We start from the raw sequence: 20,954 nt of genomic DNA on the forward strand, positions 1-20,954 counted from the left end.
GCGGCCGGGCTGGATTACTCCAGTTCGGCCCAGCGCTCGATCAGCCGATCCAGCTCGGCCTGCAGCGCGTCCATGCGGGCGAGCTTGGCCTGGGTGACTTCGCCCGGCAGCTGGTAGAAGCCGGGATCGGCGATGGCGGTCTGCAGGGCTTCCAGCTCGATTTCCGCGGTTTCGATGGTGCCTGGCAGGGCGTCCAGCTCGCGCTGCTCCTTGTAGCTGAGCTTGCGCTTGGCCGGTGCGGCTGCAGCAGCGACCGGGGCCGCCGCGGGTGCGGGCTCGGTCTTGGCAGCCACTGGCGCAGCCTTGCCGTCCTCGCGGGTCTGCACGCCGAGCAGGCGCGGCGAGCCGCCCTGGCGCAACCAGTCCTGGTAGCCGCCGACGTATTCCCGTACCCGCCCTTCTCCTTCGAACACCAGGGTGCTGGTCACCACGTTGTCGAGGAAGGCCCGGTCGTGGCTGACCATCAGCACGGTGCCCTCGAAACTCAGCAGCACCTCTTCCAGCAGCTCCAGGGTCTCGACGTCGAGGTCGTTGGTGGGTTCGTCCAGCACCAGCAGGTTGGCCGGCTTGCTGAACAGCTTGGCCAGCAGCAGGCGCGCGCGCTCGCCACCGGACAGCGCCTTGACCGGGGTACGGGCCCGCTGGGGGCTGAACAGGAAGTCGCCCAGGTAGCTCAGCACATGGCGATCCTGGCCGTTGATGGTGATGAATTCACGACCTTCGGCGAGGTTGTCGATCACCGTCTTTTCCGGCTCCAGTTGCAGGCGCAGCTGGTCGAAGTAGGCGATTTCCAGCTTGGTGCCGTACTGGATCTTGCCGGTGGTCGGCTGCAGGTCGCCCAGCAGCAGCTTGAGCAGGGTGGTCTTGCCGGAGCCGTTGGGGCCGAGCAGGCCGATGCGATCGCCGCGCTGGATCAGCAGGGTCAGGTCGCGGATCAGGGGTTCGCCACCGGGATGGGCATAGCTCATGTGCTCGGCGAGGATGACCTGCTTGCCGGACTTGTCGGCCGTCTCCAGCAGGAGGTTGGCCTTGCCCTGGCGCTCACGGCGCTCGCTGCGCTCGTTACGCATGGCCTTGAGCGCGCGGACCCGGCCTTCGTTGCGGGTACGGCGGGCCTTGATGCCCTGGCGGATCCAGACTTCTTCCTGGGCCAGGCGCTTGTCGAACAGGGCGTTGGCGGTCTCTTCCGCCGCCAGCTGCTGCTCCTTGTGTGCGAGGAAGCTGGCGTAGTCGCCCTGCCAGTCGATCAGGTTGCCGCGATCCAGTTCGAGGATGCGAGTGGCCAGGGCCTGCAGGAAGGCGCGGTCGTGGGTGATGAACAGCACGGCGCCGGGATAGCCGCGCAGGGCGTCTTCCAGCCAGGCGATCGCGCCGATGTCCAGGTGGTTGGTGGGTTCGTCCAGCAGCAGCAGATCCGGCTCGGCCACCAGCGCCTGGGCCAGCAGTACGCGCCGCCGCCAGCCGCCGGAGAGTTCGGCGAGGGTCTTTTCCGCCGGCAGCTGCAGCCGGCTCAGGGTGCTGTCCACCAGTTGCTGCAGGCGCCAGCCATCGCGGGCCTCGATCTCCTGTTGGACGTGCATGAGGCGCTCCATGTCCAGTTCGCCGCTGGTGTCCTGGGTCAGGTGGTGGTACTCGGCGAGCAATTCGCCGACACCGGCCAGACCGGCGGCCACCACGTCGAACACCGAGCGGTCGTCGGCGCGGGGCAATTCCTGCGGCAGTTCGCCGATCTTGATCGCCGGGGCGCGCCAGACCTCGCCGTCGTCCGCCTGTTGCTCGCCCTTGACGATGCGCAGCAGGCTGGATTTGCCGGTGCCGTTGCGGCCGATGATGCATACCCGCTCGCCCCGTTCGATCTGCCAGGACACCCCGTCCAGCAAGGGGGTGACGCCAAAGGCCAGGGATACGTTGGTGAACTTGAGCAGCGCCATGGGTTTCTCCGCGAAAAAGGCCAGCCAGTCTAGCAGAGACGCCTACCCCGGCGCCGGTCGGTGCGAGCCGGCGAAACGCCCGGACCGCCCGACGGCAGGCCATGGCCGACGCTTTCGCCACCTGCCGCCGGCACGTAAGCTAGACTGCCCCGTGACGGTCGGCCGCCTGCCCTGAGCCTGGCGCGCCGCCCCCTCCGCATCCAGCTTTTACGGAATTCCCATGCGCGGTCGCCTGTTCGTCATCCTGCCCCTGCTCCTCGCTCCCCTGATCGGCTCCACCACCTCGCAAGCCGCTCCCCTGGAGCAGCAGCGGCAACTCTACGACCAGGCCAAGGCGGCGCTGGACCGCGGTGATGCCAGCGTCTACCTGGCCAATCGCGGCGAATTGCGGACCTATCCGCTGGAGCCCTACCTGGCCTACGACGAGCTGATCAAGCGCGTCCCCGGTGCCAGCGATGCCGAGATCGAGGGCTTTCTCGCCGAGCATGGCGATCTGCCGCAGTCCAACTGGCTGCGCCTGCGCTGGCTGCGCAGCCTCGCCGATCGCGGCGACTGGAATCGCTTCGAGAAATACTATTCGCCGGACTTCAACTTCACCGAACTGGACTGTCTGCACGGCCAGTACCTGATCGCCCAGGGCAATGCCAGCGAGGGCTTCAAGCTGGCGGAGAAATACTGGCTGGTGGGCAAGGCCCAGCCGACCACCTGCGACGGCCTGTTCCAGGCCTGGGCAGCGCGCGGCCAGCTCACCGAGGAGCGGGTCTGGGAGCGCGCCAAGCTGGCCGCCGACAAGGGTGAATACGGCCTGGTGCGCACCCTGTCCGCCCAGTTGCCGACGCTCTCCGGCCAGGCCCAGCGGCTGATCGACGTGGCCCAGAAGCCGCAGCAGATCGCCAATGTCCAGGCCTTCGCCCCGGCCAGCGAGAGCCTCGCCGACGTGGTCGGCCTGGGCCTGCGCAAGCTGGCGCGCCAGGACCCGGAACAGGCCATGGGCCTGCTCGACGTCTACAGCCAGCGCATGCCCTTCACCCGCGATGAAAAGGTCGCCATCGCCCGCCAGATCGGCCTGACCCTGGCGAAGAATTTCGATCCGCGCGCGCTGCCGCTGATGGAGCGCTATGACCCCGAACTGCGGGACGACGACGTCAGCGAATGGCGTGCCCGGCTGCTCCTGCGCCTGGGTCGCTGGAGCGATGCCCACGCCCTGATCGAACGCTTTCCGCCGAGTCTGGCCAAGGCCAATCGCTGGGAATACTGGCGGGCCCGCACCCTGGAGCTGATGCAGCCGCAGAGTCCGGCGGTGCTGCGCGAATACGCCGAGGTCAGTCGCGAGCGCGACTACTACGGTTTCCTTGCCGCCGACCGCAGCAAGGCGCCCTATCAGCTCAACAACAAGCCGCTGATGCTCAGCGACGCCCTCAAGCGCAAGGTGCGCAATACCCCTGGCGTGCAGCGCGCCCTGGAATTCATCGCCCGCGGCGAACCGATCAACGCCCGCCGCGAGTGGTTCTATGTCAGCCGCCACTTCAACCGCGACGAACTGGTGGCCCAGGCGCGCATGGCCTATGACATGCAATGGTATTTCCCGGCAATCCGCACCATCAGCCTGGCCAAGTACTGGGACGACCTGGATATTCGTTTCCCCATCGCCTATCGCGAGAGCTTCGTGCGCGAGGCCCAGACCCGCGGTCTGCACAGCAGCTGGGTGTTCGCCATCACCCGCCAGGAAAGCGGCTTCATGGCCGATGCGCGCTCCGGCGTGGGCGCCATGGGCCTGATGCAGCTGATGCCGGCCACCGCCAGTCATACCGCCAGCAAGTTCGCCATTCCCCTGGCCTCGCCGCAGCAGGCGCTGACCCCGGAAAAGAACATCCAACTGGGGACCGCCTATCTGTCGATGGTCCATGCCCAGTTCAACGGCAACCGGGTATTGGCCTCGGCGGCCTACAACGCCGGCCCGGGGCGGGTGAAGCGCTGGCTGACGGGCGCTCGCCACCTGGCCTTCGACGTCTGGGTGGAAACCATTCCCTTCGATGAGACGCGGCAATACGTGCAGAACGTGCTGGCCTACGCAGTAATCTACGGCCAGAAGCTCAATGCGCCGCAACCCCTGGTCGACTGGAACGAGCGCTTCTTCGACGAGACCTGAGCGCTCGCCGGCCCGTCCTGATACCACCGCAGCGGACTCGGACGCCTGTTCGTGTCCGCTGCACAGTGACTGCCTAGAGCCCCTGCGGCACCCGACGGCAGCATCCTGCCAGGCCTGAGGCCCCGTGACAGCTGCGCAAAACAGCGCCACCCCCTATACTGCAGCCCCTTTTTTTCCGCTATTGAACCGGAGAAACCCATGCTCAAGCGTTCGCTGGCCCTGGCAGCAGGCCTGGCCCTGTCCCTGACGTCCCTGCTCTCCCACGCCGCCGCCGAATTGCGCGTCTCGGCCATTCCCGACGAGGCGCCCACCGAGCTGATCCGCAAGTTCAAGCCGCTGGGTGAATACCTGGAGCAGCGCCTGGGCATGCCGGTGAAGTTCGTCCCGGTGTCCGACTATGCCGGCGTGGTGGAAGCCATGGCCTCGGATCGCCTGGACCTGGCCTGGTTCGGCGGCTTCACCTTCGTCCAGGCGCAGCGCAAGGCGCCGATGACCCCCCTGGTGCAGCGCGAAGAAGATCAGAAGTTCACCAGCAAGTTCATCACTGCCGACCCGGCGGTGAAGACCCTGCAGGACCTCAAGGGCAAGACCTTCGCCTTCGGTTCGGTCTCTTCCACCTCGGGCAGCCTGATGCCACGCTACTTCATGCAGCAGGAAGGCATCGTCCCCGAGCAGTTCTTCTCGCGGGTGGCCTATTCCGGCGCCCATGACGCCACCGTCGCCTGGGTCGCCGCGGGCAAGGCCGATGCCGGCGTGCTCAACGCCTCGGTGTGGAAGAAGCTGGTCGACGCCGGCAAGGTCGATACCAGCAAGGTCCGGGTCATCTCCACCACCCCGCCCTACTACGACTACAACTGGACGGTGCGCGGCAGTCTGGATCCGCAACTGGCGGCCAAGATCAAGCAGGCCTTCCTCGACCTGGATCCGGCCAAGCCGGCCGACAAGGCGATCCTCGACCTGCAGGCGGCAAGCCGCTTCGTGCCGACCTCGCCGGACAACTACAAGAGCATCGAGGCTTCCGCCCTGGCAGCCGGCCTGCTCAAGTGAGTCTCGCCCTCAGGGACGTGACGCTGGTACACGCCGACGGCTCGCCCGCCCTGGCCGATCTCGACCTCAGCCTGCAACAGGGTGAGCAGGTCGCGCTGATCGGCCCGTCCGGGGCGGGCAAGACCAGCCTGTTGCGCCTGCTGGCCACCGGGCTGCGACCGGTCGCGGGTCAGCTGGAGCTGCTCGGCCAGGAGCCCTGGAGCCTGGGCAACCGGGCGCGGCGCCAGTTGCGCGCCCGCATCGGCCTCATCCATCAGGCGCCGCCCTTGCCGGCGCGCCAGCGCGTGATCACCGCGGTACTGGCCGGACGCCTCGGCCAGTGGTCGCTGGCGCGCAGCCTGGTCAGCCTGGTGCATCCCCTGGATCGTGACGGCGCCGCCGCCTCCCTGGCGCCGCTGGATCTCGCCGATCGCCTCTATTCCTCCTGCGATCAGCTCTCCGGTGGCCAGCTGCAGCGCATCGGCATCGCCCGGGCGCTCTATCAGCAGCCGCAGCTTCTGCTCGCCGACGAACCCGTGTCGGCCATGGACCCGGTGCTGGCCGGCCATACCCTGGAGGTGCTGAGCGACGCCGCGGCGCGCCAGGGCAGCACCCTGGTCACCAGCCTGCACAATGTGGAGCTGGCGCTGCAGCGCTTTCCACGCATCCTCGGCCTGCGGGCCGGTCGGCTGCTGTGGGACAAACCCGCGAGCGCCGTCACCGCGGCCGATCTCGCCGAGCTCTATGCCAACGAGGGGCTGAGCGCCACACTGGCGCCCGCCGCACCGGCCCCGGCCGAGACACCGCTCGACCTGCCGCGATGCTGACGTCGCCCCGCCAGGACCCGGCCGCGCGGCCTCGTCTGCTGCTCACCCTGCTGGCCCTGCTGCTGGCCTGGCCGACGCTGCGCCTGGCGGAGTTCGATCTCTTCGGACTCTTCACCGGCGACAATGCCCGCACCATGGGCAACTTTCTCGCCGGCTTCTGGCCGCCCGCCCATGACGCCGATTTTCTCGCCGTGCTCGGGCGCGCCACCCTGGAAACCCTGGCCATCGCCACCCTGGGCATGGCCCTGGCGGCGCTGATCGCCCTGCCCGCCGCCCTGCTCGCCACTCGCGTGCTGTCGATCTCCGCCCTGCCCCGCGGCGGACGTCCAGACCGCTTGCCACGCCTGCTCCGCGGACTGGTCCGCGGGGTACTGATCGTCCTGCGCAGCGTGCCGGAGATCGTCTGGGCGCTGCTGTTCGTCCGTGCCGTGGGCCTGGGTCCCACCGCCGGGGTGCTGGCCATCGCCATCACCTACGGGGGCATGCTGGGCAAGGTCTATGCGGAGATCTTCGAATCAGTCGATCCCCGCCCGGCGCGGGCCCTGCTGCTGCAGGGCGCCGGTCGCCTGCAGGCCTTCGGCTATGGCGTGCTGCCCAATGCCGCGGGCGAGATGATTTCCTACAGCGTCTACCGCTGGGAGTGCGCCATCCGCGCCTCGGTGGTGATGGGCTTCGTCGGTGCCGGCGGTCTCGGCCAGCAGGTCGATCTGTCGCTGCGCATGTTCGCCGGTGGCGAGGTGGCCAGCCTGCTGCTGACCTTCCTGGTGCTGGTGCTGCTGGCCGATGTGCTCAGTCGCCTGCTGCGCCAGGTGGAGCGCGGTCAGGGTCGGGGCCGCGGCGCTCTGACCGTGCTGGCCATGGGCGCCGCCCTGGTGGCGTCCGCCAGCTACCTGGGCACCGCCTTCGGCGAATTGCTGAGCGTTCGCGCCCTGGCGCAGATGGGCAGCTTCCTGGCCGATTTTCTCAAGCCGGACTTCTCCGTTACCCAGCTATCGGCCGTGGCCCACGGCGCGGTGGAGACCCTGGCCATGTCGGCGCTGGGCACCCTGCTCGCCGGGCTGCTCGGCATCCTGCTGGCGCTGCCGGCGGCCGGTCGCCTGGGCCTGGGCGCCCTGGCGCTGGCGCGGCTGCTGCTCAATGCCCTGCGCGCCGTGCCGGAACTGGTCTGGGCGGCGCTGATGGTGCTGGCCGCCGGCCTGGGACCCAACGCCGGGACCCTGGCCCTGGCCCTGCATACCGCCGGGGTACTCGGCCGGCTGTTCGCCGAAGCCCTGGAAAACACCCCCAAGGCGCCCGCCGAGGCCATTCGCCTGGCCGGCGGTGGCGCGCTGGCGGCCTTTCTCTACGGCACCCTGCCGGCGGTCTGGCCGCAGTTGCTGGCCTACCTGCTCTATCGCTGGGAAAACAACATCCGCATGGCCAGCATCCTCGGCTTCGTCGGCGCCGGCGGCCTGGGGCAGCAGCTGTACTTCAGCCTGAGCCTGTTTCAGCAGGCCCAGGCCGCCACCGTGATCCTCGGCATGCTGGTACTGGTGCTGGGCGTGGATCTGCTGAGTAACTGGGCCCGGCAGCGCTGGGTCGTTCGTTAGAGCCTATTCAAAGGCTGCTGCGCTTCGGCCAAACGGCGTTGAAAAGACCCTGGGTCGCCAGCCCGGTCGGAATGCTCATTTACTACTCGTAAACTCGTTCGCGAGCCCGGTCCGCTTCCTCAGGTTTTTTCGCCTTGTTTGGCTCTAGCTCGCGAGCCTTTGAACAGGCTCTTAGCGAATCTCCGGCAGCAGCAGCGCTGGCAACTGCGCCAGGAAGGCGGCTTCGTCGTCGAGCTGACGCAGATCCAGCCACAGCGCATCGGCGTCGATGCGCCCCACCACCGGAATGGGTAGCTGGCGCAGGCCCTCTTCCAATTGCCGCAGGGCGCGCCCACGCAGGCGCTTGCTGACCTGGGGGCGACAGCACAGCGCCGCCCCGGGCAGGCGTGCCACCGGCTGGGCGCCACTGCCGATCATGCCCAGCGCCGGCTCCACGCTGACCGCATAGGTCGCGCCCAGTGCGGCGGCGAAGGCCGGCAGCAGCCGCTCGGCCTGGGTGGTGATGGCCTCGGCCGGGCGGGATAGCAGGCGCAGGCTGGGCAGCCGTTCGGCCAGTCGATCCGGATCGCGATAGAGCGCCAGGGTCGCTTCCAGGGCGGCCAGGGTCAGCTTGTCGACCCGCAACGCCCGCTTGAGCGGATTCTTCTTGATCCGCTCGATGAGGTCACGGCGACCGACGATGAGGCCGCACTGGGGGCCGCCGAGCAGCTTGTCCCCACTGAAGGTCACCAGGTCCGCGCCATCGCGCAGCGCCTGTTGCACCGTGGGCTCGGCGGGCAGCCCCCAACGGGTCAGGTCCACCAGGGTGCCGCTGCCGAGGTCTTCCAGCAGGGGGACGTCGTGGGCGCGGGCGATGGCGGCCAGCTCCGCCGTGGCCACGCTGGCGGTAAAGCCCTGGACGCTGTAGTTGCTGGTGTGCACCCGCATCAGCAGCGCGGTGCGCGGGCCGATGGCGGCTTCGTAGTCGCGGGCATGGGTGCGGTTGGTGGTGCCCACCTCCACCAGCTTGACCCCGGCGCGGGCCATGATGTCGGGGATGCGGAAGGCACCGCCGATCTCGATCAGCTCGCCGCGGGACAGCACCCCTTCCTTGCGTGCGCCTATGGCATGCAGGGCCAGCAGGACCGCCGCGGCGTTGTTGTTGACCACGGTCACCGCCTCGGCGCCGGTGAGTTCGCGCACCAGGTCGGCGACCAGGTCGTCACGATCGCCGCGCTTGCCGGTGGCCAGGTCGAATTCCAGATTCATCGGCTGGCGCGCGGCCTCGGTCACCGCGGCGATCGCTTCTTCCGCCAGCAGCGCCCGTCCCAGGTTGGTGTGCAGCACCGTACCGGTCAGATTGAACACCCGCCGCACCCGCGGCTGGCTGTGCAACGCCAGGCGCTCGCCCAGGCGACCGGCCAGCACGCCCTCCTCCACCTCCACGGCGGTCAGGGTGCCGGCTCTCAGGGCATCGCGCAGGTCGTCCAGCAGCGAACGATAACCGCCAAGGACCAGCTCGCGACCGTGGCGCTCCTCCAGCGGACGCGAAGCGGGATGGCGCAGCAGGCGGTCGATGGACGGCAGGCGAATGGCGGTCATGGGAGCCTCTTGGATCGATTCGACCCCCAGTGTAGCCCGAACCCGCGGCGGGTCGACCAGGGCGCGCCGCGCTGCCGCGGACCTTGCCCGTCCCGGCGTGGGGTGGCCCGAACCCGGACCCGGGGCGTCCGGAAATGACCCCCGGGTTCCCGGTTTGCCGCGTGCCAGAGCCCGTCCTAGGATGGTTTTCGCGGGCTTTTCCCAGGCGCCCACCGCGGGCCTGGCGTGGAAAGCCCTGGCCACCACGTCCACCTCACGACAATAACAAAGGTGCCGTCATGTCCAAGAAAACCTCCCCCTGGGCCAGCGATGGCCTGCTCGACAACAGCGACATCGTCAGCCTCGGCAACTTCACCTACCTGCACACGCTGAAGAGCGCCGCGGTCACGCCGCTGGCGCAGACCAGCTCGGCCAGCACCCCCACCGTCAGCGAATTCCTCAACGGCGCCATCAGCGAGTACGTGCTGGGTGGCACGCCCGACGGCATGCGGCCGTTCCTGGTCGATGGCCAGCAGCTGACGCTGCACAACTCGCTCAACGGCGCGACGGCCCACACCTGGATCACCGCCGAGAACCAGGTGCTCATCAGCTATGCCGGCACGACCCGCGGCGAGAATCTGCTGATCGACCCCCTGTCCACCGCCGGTGGTCTGCTGAGCGATCTGCAGATCCTCGGCCAGCAGGTCTCCAGCGCCCAGCGCCAGTCGCTGGACTTCGCCCACCAGGTGATCGAGGCGGCGGCCAAGCAGGGCTATGGCACCCAGGACATCTTCGTCACCGGCCACTCCCTGGGCGGCATCTCGGCGGCCTACGTCGCCCAGCAGACCGGTCTCGGCGGCATCAGTTTCGAGGCCTCGGGCATTCCCCGCGATGCGCACGCGGCGGGCCAGGGAGGCAATTTCGTCAATGTGGTCACCCTCGGCGATCCGGTGGCCAACTACAGCTCCGACATCCGCGGCGAGCAGCCCTTCGCGCCCAGCTTCGTCAGCCAGGCCGAGGGCGGCGGCAGCCTGCCGCACTATGGCTCGCTGTTCCTGATCGGCGCCCAGGCCGACCAGCACGACCTGACCCAGGCGGCAGCCAAGGTCGGCCACCTGTTCAACGGCGACAACGGTGGCCACGTCAATCCGCTGGGGGCCGCCCTGCATCCAGTCAGCGTGACCGCCGGGATTGCCGAAGCGGCGCGCCTGATCGCCGAATTCCATCTGCCGGCCGCCGAATACACCAACCTCGGGGTGACCCCTACCGGGGGTTTTCTCGACACCCTGCCCGCGCAGATCGGTACGGCCCATGGCCCGGTGCTGATGGTCGGCAACTACAGCGTGGCGGAGTTGCAGGCCTTCGCCGAGACCCACGCGACCTTCGGCTGAGAGCTGCTTATAAAACTACTGCGCGTCCGCCATACAGGCACGTGCGGTGCTCGGAATCCTCATGTACTACTCGTACACTCCGGTTCCTGCGCGCCGCACACACCTGTCTGACAACCGCTCGCGACGTTTTATAACCGACTCGCGCTTTTGCGGCGGCCTTGTTTCGCCGCCGCGAGAGAACTCCCCCCTGCCGTTCGGGTCTGCCCTCCTATCGCCCGGGATCCCGAGGGTCCCGCCCGCCTTAGTCCAGGAGAGCACCATGACCGCAGACGGTCCCCAGCGCATGACCGATGAAGAAGCCCAGGAATTCGCCACCGAGGTGTTCAACCTCGCGCGCACCGGCAATGCCGAGGTGCTGGCCCTGGTGCTGGAGAAGGGGCTGACGCCCAATCTGCGCAACCACAAGGGCGACAGCCTGCTGATGCTGGCCAGCTATCACGGTCACCTGGAGGCCAGTCGCGTCCTGCTGGAGCACCGGGCCGATGCGAATCTGGCCAACGACATGGGCCAGTCGCCCCTGGCCGGCGCGGCCTTCAAGAACAACCTGCCCATGGCCGAACTGCTGCTGGAGCACGGCGCCGCCGTGGAGGGCGCCATGCCCGACGGCAAGACCGCGCTGATGATGGCGGCCATGTTCAATCACGTGCAGATGGTGGAACTGCTGGTCGCCCGGGGCGCCGATCCCAAGGCCCGAGACGCCGCCGGCAACACGGCGCTGAGCGTGGCCCGCGCCATGGGCGCCAAGGATACCCCCGCCGTGCTGGAGCGGCTGGGCGGCGTCTGATCAGCGTTTCTGGTAGCGATAGAACAGGTTGGGTTCGCTGACCACATAGAGGTTGCCGGCGGTATCCAGGGTGACGCCTTCGGGCTGGCGGATCCGCCGTGACAGGCCACCAAAGGGCGCCACCAGGGAACGGGTATCCAGGGTATGGCCCTGGTCGTCGAGTTCGATCAGCACCCGCGACTCGTCGCTTAGCAGCAGCAGGTGGCCGGTGCGGCGATCGACATGGACCGCGGACAGGTCACCGGTGCTGGGTGCCTGGTCCAGCCAGGCCTGGCGATCGATGATGCGCAGGGCGAAGTCGCCGTCGAAGCTCCTGAGCAGGCCACGGATTTCATAGAGCTTGCGCGGCGAGTGCTCCTTGACCACGAACAGGCGATCGCGGGCGGCATCGTAGTCCAGCCCCTCGAAGCCCTGGTTGGCGCGGGGGAAGAGGTCCAGGGTCAGGCTGCGATAGTCCTTGCGCAGGAGCACGTCGTCGCCCTCTGGGATGCCTACCAGGGTCAGGGCGTTGGCGCCCTCTTCCGCCAGCAGCAGGCGGTCGTCTCCCACATAGGTCACGCCTTCGACGTCGTCGAAGCCCTCCAGGCGATGGCGTTGCAGCAGCTCGCCGTCCCGGCTCAGGGCCAGCAACTCCGGCGGATTGTTGACCACCGCCCAGAGGCGATCCCGCTCCGGGTCATAGCTGAGGTCGGACAGATTCTCGGTGACGCCGGCCACCGGCTTGCCTTCCACCGCCACCCGGTAGCGACCGAGTTCCAGGGAGGTTCGGGGTTCGCTCTGCCACTGCTGGCTGAGCCAGAACAGCAATTGGCTATCCAGATGGCTGCTGCGCAGGCCCTGGGTCACCCCCAGTGCCAGCAGCAGCGCCAGGGCCAGCAGCCAGCCGGTCCGTCCAATCCTGATCCGTCGTACCCACGCCGTCATCGCCTTGCCCCGTCATTGTTGTACGGGGCGGAGTATCCGGGGCTGTCTTTATGGTTGTGTGACAGTCCTAGCGCCGGGGCTGAACGGGGTTGCCCTCCCAGCGCGAGCGACCCGGCAGGGTTTCGCCCTTCATCACCAGCGACAGCGGACCCAGTTCCACGTCGTCGCCGACGCGGGCGCCATAGAGCACCACGCTGCGCGGCCCCAGGTTGACCCCGGCTCCCAGCTCGACTTCGCCCACCTTCATCACCCGGTCTTCGAACAGGTGGGTCTGGGGCCCGGCCAATGCATTGAGTTCGCCATGGTCACCGAGGCGCACGCAGTCGAATTCGGTGAGGTCGGTGGTATCCAGGTAGGTGCCGCGCCCCAGGCGGGCGCCGAGCAGGCGCAGCGCCAGCGGCAGCCAGGGCGTACCGCGCAGGGTGCCGAGCAGATTGGGCACCGCCAGGGTTTCGTAGAGGCTGGTGATGGCTTCGCTGCGCCAGACGAAAAAGGTCCACATGGGCGCCGAGCGCGGGCGATAACGACCGACCACCAGCCACTTGAGCCCCAGCACCACCAGGAAGCTGGCCAGGGCGAAGGCGCTGCCGGCCAGCAGGGTCTCGCCGAGCAGTTGCAGCCAGGCGCCGGCCTGCCACAGGGGCACCAGGGCTTCGGCGATGGCGCAGCCGGCGGCGACGGTGAAGCCGGTGGGCAGCACGATGCGCAGGGCCTCGATCAGGCCACGCGCCACCCGGCGCCAGGGTGCCGGGCGGAAGGTCAGGCTTTCCGGGTAGCCGGTCAGGGTCTCCCGCGCCGGCAGCCGGACCGCCGGCGAGCCGAGCCAGGTTTCGCCCTGGCGCAGGGGCACGCCTTCGTCGAGCCGCCCCAGGACACCGATCAGGGCGTCTTCGGGGAGGTGGCAGCCGTCGGCGACATAGGCGCCGTTGCCGACGAAACTGCGGCGGGCGATGGAGGTGCGTCTGAGGGTCATCCAGCCCTGGGCCACCTGTTCGTCACCGAGCATCACGGCATCGGCGATAAAGGTCTCGGCGCCCAGTTCCAGCAGCGAGGAGACCGGGCCCTGGGCGGTGGAGATCTCGGCATCACGGCCGACCCGGGCACCCAGCAGGCGATACCAGAGCGCCGAATAAACGGTGGCATAGAGGCCCTGCAGACTCTGCAGCGCCGACTCCTGGATCAGGTTGGCCAGCCACTTGCGCCAGTAGAAGAGGCTGTCGATCGACCACTGGCCTTCTTCCAGCCGCGGCAGGATCAACCGCCGTGCCAGGGCGCAGCCAAGCAGGGTCAGGGCGACGCTGACCACGCCCAGCGGCAGCGCCAGCACCCCGTATTGCAGGGCATCGAGCAGCAGCGAAGAGGTGTGCCACCAGGGCAGTCCACCGAAGCTTTCCAGTTCGTCGATCAGCAGCGCCAGGGGAAACAGCGGCATGAAGAACAGCACCGAGACCACCAGGCCACTGAGGGCATAGAGCCCTTTCAGCACGGCACGCTGGGCACGGGATACCGGAGCCGGCGGCAGGACGCGGGCACCGGCGGCGCCCTGGTCATGGGCCGGCGCGCCGCCCCAGTTGCGTCCGGCCGGGATGCGCTGGCCGCTGCGCAGGGCGGATTGGGCCTGCAGGCGCGCTCCGTCGCCGAGGGCGGTGTCGCCTTCGAGGATGGCATAGGAGCCGACCTGGGCTTCGCGACCCAGGGTCACGGCGCCGAGCAGCAGTTCGCCGCGCAGCACCCGGGCGTTTTCGAAGTTGACGCCGTTGCCCAGGCTGGCGCCCTGCCCCAGGGTCAGCAACTCGGGGACGCGCAGGGTCAGGGTGCCGACGAAGGCCTCGGCGCCGACCTGGGCGCCCAGCAGCCGTAGCCAGCCACGGGCCAGGGGCGAACCGCTGAGCAGGTAGGCCGGCGCCAGGGCGAGGAAGCGCTCACCCAGCCACCAGCGATAATAGGTCAGGCCCCACAGCGGATAGCGACCGGGCTGCAGGCGACCGGTCAGACGCTTGCCCAGCAGGGCCACGGCGAATTCCAGGCCGATGGCCAGGACGAACAGACTCAGGGCGGTCAGCATGGCCAAGGGCAGCGCGGTACCGGAATGGATCAGCAGCGGAAAGGCCAGGAAGGGTGCCAGCCAGCGGCCCAGGCGCAGGGTCAGCAGCGGCGGCAGGGCCACCGCCTGGGCCAGGCCACAGCGCCAGCGTCGCCAGCGGCTGGGCGGCGTCCAGGCCTCGGTAGCCGTCGCCGTGCCCGCCTCGGCGGCATCCGCCTCCAGGGCCTCGGCAATGGCGCCCAGGGTGCGGCCGGCATAGACCGCCTTGACCGTGGCGCTGGCATAGCGCGGGTCCTGGCGCAGGCGCGAGACCAGGCGGGCGGCGAACAGCGAGTGCCCGCCCAGGTCGTCGAAGAAATCCATCTCGGCGTGCAGGGGCTGACCGGGAAACAGCTCGGCGGTGGCCGCCAGCAGCGCACCCAGGGCGCCACTGGCCGGAGTGACCGGCGCCACCACGGCAATGGCCAGGGGCCGGGCTCGCAGTTGCTTGCGGTCGATCTTGCCGGAGTTCAGCCGCGGCATCTCGCCGAGCCACTCGAAGCGACTGGGCACCATGTACAGCGGCAGGCAGCCGGCCAGCTCGGTCCGCAGCAGGTCGCTGCGCGGCAGCGGACCGCCATCGCCGACCAGGAAGGCCACCAGCTGCTCCACGCCGCCTTCTTCGCGCAGCACCACGGCCACGGTCCCGACGCCGGGTTGCCGCGCCAGGGTGGCTTCGATCTCGCCCAGCTCGACGCGATAGCCGCGGATCTTCACCTGGTCGTCGACCCGGCCCAGGCAATGCACCTGGCCATGTTCGTCGACCCGTGCCAGGTCACCGGTTCGATAGAGCTTGAGGTCGTGGCTGCCGGTGCTCCAGGGATTGGCCAGGAATTTCTCGGCAGTCAGTTCCGGCCGCCCCAGGTAGCCATCGGCCACGCCGGGACCGGTGATGCAGAGTTCACCCACCTGATCGCGTGGCAGCAGTGCCAGCGGCAGGCTGGCATCGGCGTGCACCACCAGCAGGCTGTAGTTGGGCAGCGGCCGGCCAATGGTCACCGGCTCGCCCGGTTGCAGTTGCGCCAGACTCGCCGAGACAGTGGCCTCACTCGGGCCATAGGTGTTGAACAGCCGCCGCTGCGGCCGACTCCAGCGCGCCACCAGGGGCTCGGAGCACATCTCGCCGCCGAGGTTGATCAGGCGCAGGCTGGGGACGTCTTCCGGCAACAGCGCCAGCAGGGTCGGCACCACGTGCAGCACGCTGATGCGATTGGCGCTCAGGGCGCGGGCCAGCGCCTCGGGATCGGCGGTGATCTCGCGCGGCGCCAGCCAGAGGGTGGCGCCCACCAGGTAGCTGATCCAGATCTCTTCGAAGGACATGTCGAAGGCCACCGAGAAACCCTGGTAGACCCGGTCGCCGGCCTCGATACCGAGCAGCGAATTCTCGCTGCGCAGGAAGTGGCAGATGCTGTCCTGGCGGATGCCGATGCCCTTGGGCTTGCCGGTGGAGCCGGAGGTGTAGATCAGGTAGGCCAGGTGGTCCGGCGAGACCTGGCCACGCCGGCGCAGAACCTCGCCCTGTGCCAGGGCAACGCCAAGCTCGTCGGGGGTCCAGCAGCCAAGCCCGGGACGCGCCAGCAGATCGGCGAAGGGCGCCCCGGTGATCACGCCCACCGCCTGGGCATCTTCCAGGCAGAGGGCCACGCGATCGGCCGGGGTTTCGGCATCGCAGGGCAGCCAGGCGGCGCCGGTCTTGGCGATGGCCAGCTGCATCACCAGCAGCTCGATACCGCGCGGCAGCCAGAGGCCGACCACGCGGCCAGGCCCGGCACCAGCCGCCAGCAGTCGCGAAGCGGCGCGGTCGGCCCAGGCGTTCAATTCGCCGTAGCTCAGGCTGCGCTCGCCTTCGAGCAGGGCGGGCCGCTCCGGCGCCCGCGCCGCGGTGGCCTCGAACAGATCGGCGAGGACTTCATCGCGGCACAGATCGGGGCGGATGGGGCCTTCGACCAGACTGAGGGAGAGTTCGGCAAGCGCTTCCATGGGGACAGCCTCTGGGTGTTTGGCGCAGTGTGTATCTCCCGGGTTACGCGCTCCTTAAGGGGCGCTTAGGGTTTGCTTAAGGGTTGGAAGACTGCAGCGTACGGACGCCGGAACCGCTCTAAAATGCGCCTTTCCAGCGATCCGCCATCGATCGGCGATGGACGGCGGTGCGCTGGCGAGGCCAAAAAAAAACGCCTCCCGAAGGAGGCGTTTTCAGTTACCGCTCAGTGATCAGCGCAGATCGAAACGATCCAGCTCCATCACCTTGGTCCAGACCTTGACGAAGTCCTTGACGAACTTCTCCTGGGCGTCGGCACTGCCATAGACCTCGCTCAGCGCCCGCAGCTGGGCGTGGGAGCCGAACACCAGGTCGACCCGGGTGCCGGTCCACTTCACCGCACCGGTCTTGCGATCGCGACCTTCGAAGGTGGCCTTGTCCGGACCGGTGGCCTTCCATTCGGTGGCCATGTCCAGCAGGTTGACGAAGAAGTCGTTGGTCAGGGTCTGCGGCCGCTGGGTGAAGACGCCGTGCTTGGCGCCGCCCACGTTGATGTCCAGCACGCGCAGGCCGCCCAGCAGCACCGTCAGTTCCGGCGCGGTCAGGTTCAGCAGGTGCGCCTTGTCCACCAGCAGGAATTCCGGCTTGACCTTGAATTCCCCGCCCACGTAGTTGCGGAAGCCATCGGCCCAGGGCTCCAGGTGCCCGAAGGAATGGACATCGGTCTGCTCCTGGGAGGCATCCACGCGACCCGGGGTGAAGGGCACGCTGACCGAATGGCCCGCCGCCTGGGCGGCCTTTTCCACCCCGACACTGCCGGCCAGCACGATCAGGTCGGCGATGGAGACCTGCTTGCCCTGGCTGTTGAAGTCACGCTGGATGCCTTCCAGCACGCCCAGCACCTTGGCCAGTTGCGCCGGCTGGTTGACCTCCCAGTCCTTTTGCGGCGCCAGGCGCAGACGGCCGCCATTGGCCCCGCCGCGCTTGTCGGAACCGCGGAAGGTGGAGGCCGCCGCCCAGGCGGTGCCGACCAGTTCGGACACGCTCAGGCCGGACGCGGCCAGCTTGTCCTTGAGCGCCTTGACCTCGGCCTCGCCCAGGGGCGCGCCTGCGGCCTTGGGCAGCGGGTCCTGCCACAGCAGTTCTTCGGTGGGGGTTTCCGGGCCCAGGTAGCGGGCCAGGGGACCCATGTCCCTGTGGGTCAACTTGAACCAGGCACGGGCGAAGGCATCGGCCAGCTGGTCCGGGTTTTCCAGGAAGCGGCGGGAGATCTTCTCGTAGGCCGGATCGAAGCGCAGTGCCAGGTCGGAGGTCAGCATGGTCGGCTGGTGACGCTTGCTGGGATCGTGGGCATCGGGCACGGCATTGGCGCCGGCGCCGTCTTTCGGCCGCCACTGGTGGGCACCGGCCGGACTCTTGAACAGCTCCCACTCGAACTTGAACATGTTCTCGAAGTATTCGTTGCTCCAGCGGGTGGGCGTGGAGGTCCAGGTCACTTCGAGGCCGCTGGTGATGGTATCGGCGCCCTTGCCGGTGCCGTAGCTGTTCTGCCAGCCGAAGCCCTGCTGTTCCAGGTCGGCCGCTTCCGGCTCGGCGCCGACGTTGGTCGCCGGGCCCGCGCCGTGGGTCTTGCCGAAGGCGTGGCCGCCGGCGATCAGGGCGACGGTTTCCTCGTCGTTCATGGCCATGCGGCCAAAGGTTTCGCGGATGTCATGGGCCGAGGCCACCGGATCGGGATTGCCGTCCGGACCTTCGGGGTTCACGTAGATCAGGCCCATCTGCACCGCGCCCAGGGGATTTTCCAGGGTGCGTTGCGGATTGTCGTTGCGACTGTGCTCCACCGGATGCTGCTCGGGCTGTGCGGTCAGCACGCCATCACCGGGCTGCTCCATCTGCTTGTGCGCGCCATAGCGGACGTCGCCACCCAGCCAGACGGTTTCCGAACCCCAGAACACCGCGTCGTCCGGTTCCCAGACGTCCTGGCGACCGCCGGAAAAGCCGAAGGTCTTGAAGCCCATGGATTCCAGGGCGACGTTGCCGGTGAGGACGATGAGGTCGGCCCAGGAGATCTTGCGGCCATACTTCTGCTTGACCGGCCAGATCAGCCGGCGCGCCTTGTCCAGGCTGACGTTGTCCGGCCAGCTGTTGAGCGGCGCGAAGCGCTGCTGACCCTGACCGGCGCCGCCACGGCCATCACCGACGCGATAGGTGCCGGCGCTGTGCCAGGCCATGCGCACGAACAGCGGGCCGTAATGGCCGAAGTCGGCCGGCCACCAGTCCTGGGAATCGGTCATCACGGCGCGCAGGTCGGCCTTTACCGCCTCCAGGTCGAGGCTCTTGAATTCGCTGGCGTAGTCGAACGCCTCGCCCATGGGATCGGAAAGCGAGGAATGCTGGTGCAGGAAGTTGAGATTGAGCTGGTTCGGCCACCAATCCTTGTTGGTGGTACCGCCGCCGGCGGCGTGATTGAACGGGCACTTGGATTCGGTCGACATCTTCTTGGCTACCTCAGGGTCTTGTTCATCCGGTTGTCAGCCGCGACAGCAGCACGGCCTGCAGAAGGCGTGGTTCCGGTCGCGTCGGCCTAGGGGCTCGACAGGCGCCGAGGCCGGCGTCGAGCCGACTCCGGGGGAAGCCCCACCATGGGCGAAGCGGACGTTGCGGTCATTGTTATCCCCTCATCAGATGGGCACACCGACGAAGCGGCGCAGTCTCCATACTAGACGGCTTCGCCGCTCGGCGTGATAGAAGGTTTTGTGCCCTTCGATAGACTGGCTCTGCAAGATGACCCCGCGGTGACAGGGCATTGCCGACCTACGCTTGGCGCGATAAGCAGCGTTGGCGACCGCTTCGCCAGGGTTCGCGCGGCTCGGCTTCACGAAGCGGAATCAGGGTGCGCGCATCGGCACCGGCCGGGACGAGGCTGCCCGCCATAGGCGGAAACGGAAGCGGCGACCGCCCTGCCCGGTCTAGCCCGGGGCGAACAGCAGATTGGGCGCGTGGCGCTCGTAGCCTTCTTCCGCCAGGCGCACGTCCAGCGCCAGGCTGGCGAGGTCGGCGGACAGGGGTTCGCTGCGGGCGTCGTAGTCGCGATAGAGGTGCTTGAGATAGGTCTTGCAGTGGGCGCAGGTCTCGGCGCGCAGCGGGGCCTTCTGGGCGTTGGCGTCGTCGGTGCTCAGCGAGTAATAGCCCAAGCCCTTGCCGGTCTCGCAGTGGCTGCACTTGACCCGCACGAAGTGCCACTCGCAGGCACACAGCGAGCAGGTGAGGTATCTCAGGCCATTGGCCTTGCCCAGGTGATGGATGACGCCGGCCATGGGTGGCGCGCCGCAGCAGGGGCAGGACGTCTGGCTGCCCTGTTCACGCAGGGCGGTCAAGTCGCTGCGTTGCAGCCAGTGGGTCCAGGCCACCTGCAGGGCGGCGCCGAGGAAGGGCACGACGCCGGCTGGCACCAGTTCGTAGCTGCCGGCCAGCAAGGCGATGGCCCAGGCCTTGCGCTGGCCGGCATCGGCCTGGCGCAATTCGTCCAGGGCGGCCTGCACCGGCGGTTGCTCAAGCGTGAGGATCTCCAGCAGGGCATCCAGCGCGGGCAGCCAGTCGCCTTCGCGGACCAGGGTGTCGTGCCCCAGGGGTGGCAGACCATGCTGCAGACTCTGGGCGCTGCGCGCCTCGTCCAGCGGCAGGGGCGCCAGCTGGTCGAAAACCCCTTGCTGCGCCTCGCAGAGCTCGGCCATCAGCAGCAGGTAGTCACTCAGCGCATTGCCGGTGGCCAGCAGCCGCAGGCGGTCGGCGCGATAGCCGAACAGCTCGCCACCAGGCAAGAGGATGAAATCGGGATTGACGGCCGCGGCTTCGATTTCGCCGGGCTCGAGGATCTGGCCCGCCATGGCAGGGCTCCTTAGGAAAACGGTGGAAGATGGAGGATTCAGGATAGCGGGCGGGTCGGGATGTTGGCCTCCGCGGCCCTCACCCCAACCCTCTCCCGGAGGGAGAGGGGGCAAAATGCCGTGCCCCTCAGCCGTAGGTTGGGTTGAACGCAGCGAAGGCCAACAACAGCCTCACTTCTTCTCGCGGGTGACCTTTTCGTACCACAGCGAGTGGTGCTTCTTGGCCCAGGCGCGACTGACCCAGCCGGTCATCATGGCGGTCACCGAGCCCTTGATCCAGATCCCGGCATAGATGTGCACGATGATCGACAGCACCAGCACGAAGGCGGCCACGGCATGGGCAAGGGCGCCCAGGCGGATCACCGGGATGGGGAACAGGTGGGCGAAGTACTGTCGCCAGATGATCACGCCACTGACCAGCAGGACCAGCATGCAGGCCAGCAGCACCCAGAACAGGATCTTCTGCCCGGGGTTGTACTTGTCGATCGGCGGCAGCTTTTCCTCGCGGTTGTTCAGCACGTCGTTGATCTGCTTGAGCCACTGGGCGTCTTCGCGACCGATCTTGTTGTGCCGCCAGAAGCGGATCACCAGAAAGGCGAAGAACAGGAACATCGCCACGCCCATGAAGGGATGCAGGATACGCGTCCAGGTGCCGCCGCCGAACAGGTTCGACAGGGGGAACAGCGCGGGGTGGAACAGCGCCAGTCCCGACAGCCCGGCCATGAAGAACAGGATCGCCACGATCCAGTGGTTGGTCCGCTCGTTGGCGTTGTAACGCTGGATTTCAGGTTTCATCTCGATCTCCCAGGACGCCCCCGGCCAAAC

13 protein-coding genes, 1 other RNA gene and 1 pseudogene are annotated in these 20,954 nt (G+C 68.2%); 8 read left to right on the forward strand and 7 right to left on the reverse strand.

Annotated elements, in window-relative coordinates; all coding sequences use genetic code 11:
* Positions 1–14: 14 nt before the first annotated feature.
* A complete protein-coding gene (locus QMX82_RS10405; protein ID WP_282283061.1) occupies positions 15–1,931 on the reverse strand; it encodes an ATP-binding cassette domain-containing protein in 1,917 nt (638 codons plus the stop codon).
* A gap of 220 nt (positions 1,932–2,151) precedes the next feature.
* Between QMX82_RS10405 and QMX82_RS10410 the strand changes: the two genes are divergently transcribed.
* The 5 genes and pseudogenes from QMX82_RS10410 to phnE all read left to right on the forward strand — a co-directional run bounded on the left by QMX82_RS10410 (position 2,152) and on the right by phnE (position 7,522).
* The gene (locus QMX82_RS10410; RefSeq protein ID WP_133862804.1) at positions 2,152–4,080 is read left to right on the forward strand and encodes a transglycosylase SLT domain-containing protein; all 1,929 of its coding nucleotides are present in this window, start codon (positions 2,152–2,154) and stop codon (positions 4,078–4,080) included.
* Between the two features lie 198 nt (positions 4,081–4,278).
* Positions 4,279–5,127, forward strand: coding sequence for a putative selenate ABC transporter substrate-binding protein (locus QMX82_RS10415; protein WP_133862805.1), 849 nt, complete (start codon positions 4,279–4,281; stop codon positions 5,125–5,127).
* Positions 5,124–5,933, forward strand: a complete 810-nt coding sequence (locus QMX82_RS10420) for a phosphonate ABC transporter ATP-binding protein (RefSeq protein WP_282283064.1) — start codon at positions 5,124–5,126, stop codon at positions 5,931–5,933. Before QMX82_RS10415 ends, QMX82_RS10420 begins: the two co-directional genes overlap by 4 nt.
* Positions 5,927–6,739, forward strand: a pseudogene (locus tag QMX82_RS10425) (PhnE/PtxC family ABC transporter permease); the annotation flags it as partial. The gene QMX82_RS10420 and the pseudogene QMX82_RS10425, both read left to right, overlap by 7 nt.
* Before the next feature lie 51 nt (positions 6,740–6,790).
* Entirely contained in the window at positions 6,791–7,522 is a 732-nt protein-coding gene (gene phnE / locus QMX82_RS10430) for a phosphonate ABC transporter, permease protein PhnE (protein WP_261794025.1), read from the forward strand.
* Between the two features lie 171 nt (positions 7,523–7,693).
* On the opposite strand, the gene selA is transcribed toward phnE, so the two are convergent.
* Positions 7,694–9,103, reverse strand: coding sequence for an L-seryl-tRNA(Sec) selenium transferase (selA, locus tag QMX82_RS10435; protein WP_282283066.1), 1,410 nt, complete (start codon positions 9,101–9,103; stop codon positions 7,694–7,696).
* Positions 9,104–9,381: 278 nt separating this feature from the next.
* Here selA and QMX82_RS10440 point away from each other — a divergent pair, with 278 nt between their 5' ends.
* From QMX82_RS10440 to QMX82_RS10450, 3 genes are all read left to right on the forward strand, one after another.
* The gene (locus tag QMX82_RS10440) at positions 9,382–10,473 is read left to right on the forward strand and encodes a hypothetical protein (protein ID WP_282283068.1); all 1,092 of its coding nucleotides are present in this window, start codon (positions 9,382–9,384) and stop codon (positions 10,471–10,473) included.
* 61 nt (positions 10,474–10,534) lie between these two features.
* Positions 10,535–10,609, forward strand: a non-coding RNA gene (locus QMX82_RS10445) — sX9 sRNA.
* A 123-nt stretch (positions 10,610–10,732) separates the two neighbouring features.
* A complete protein-coding gene (locus QMX82_RS10450; RefSeq protein WP_158894123.1) occupies positions 10,733–11,257 on the forward strand; it encodes an ankyrin repeat domain-containing protein in 525 nt (174 codons plus the stop codon).
* Here the strand turns inward: QMX82_RS10450 and QMX82_RS10455 are convergent, their stop codons facing one another.
* The 5 genes from QMX82_RS10455 to QMX82_RS10475 all read right to left on the reverse strand — a co-directional run bounded on the left by QMX82_RS10455 (position 11,258) and on the right by QMX82_RS10475 (position 20,924).
* Positions 11,258–12,181 (reverse strand): SdiA-regulated domain-containing protein, encoded by a 924-nt coding sequence (locus QMX82_RS10455; protein WP_282283072.1) that lies wholly within the window; start codon positions 12,179–12,181, stop codon positions 11,258–11,260.
* Between the two features lie 67 nt (positions 12,182–12,248).
* Positions 12,249–16,244, reverse strand: coding sequence for a Pls/PosA family non-ribosomal peptide synthetase (locus QMX82_RS10460; RefSeq protein WP_282283076.1), 3,996 nt, complete (start codon positions 16,242–16,244; stop codon positions 12,249–12,251).
* A 231-nt stretch (positions 16,245–16,475) separates the two neighbouring features.
* Positions 16,476–18,737 carry a catalase/peroxidase HPI gene (gene katG, locus QMX82_RS10465; RefSeq protein ID WP_282283078.1) on the reverse strand — a complete coding sequence of 754 codons (2,262 nt, stop codon included), beginning with the start codon at positions 18,735–18,737 and terminating at the stop codon, positions 16,476–16,478.
* A gap of 474 nt (positions 18,738–19,211) precedes the next feature.
* Positions 19,212–20,129, reverse strand: coding sequence for a formate dehydrogenase accessory protein FdhE (fdhE, locus tag QMX82_RS10470; protein WP_208692327.1), 918 nt, complete (start codon positions 20,127–20,129; stop codon positions 19,212–19,214).
* Positions 20,130–20,300: 171 nt separating this feature from the next.
* Positions 20,301–20,924, reverse strand: coding sequence for a formate dehydrogenase subunit gamma (locus tag QMX82_RS10475; protein ID WP_282283081.1), 624 nt, complete (start codon positions 20,922–20,924; stop codon positions 20,301–20,303).
* Between the last annotated feature and the right edge of the window lie 30 nt (positions 20,925–20,954).

Source organism: Pseudomonas sp. PS02302 (genome assembly GCF_029959585.1).
GTDB classification, from domain to species: domain Bacteria; phylum Pseudomonadota; class Gammaproteobacteria; order Pseudomonadales; family Pseudomonadaceae; genus Chryseomonas; species Chryseomonas aestiva.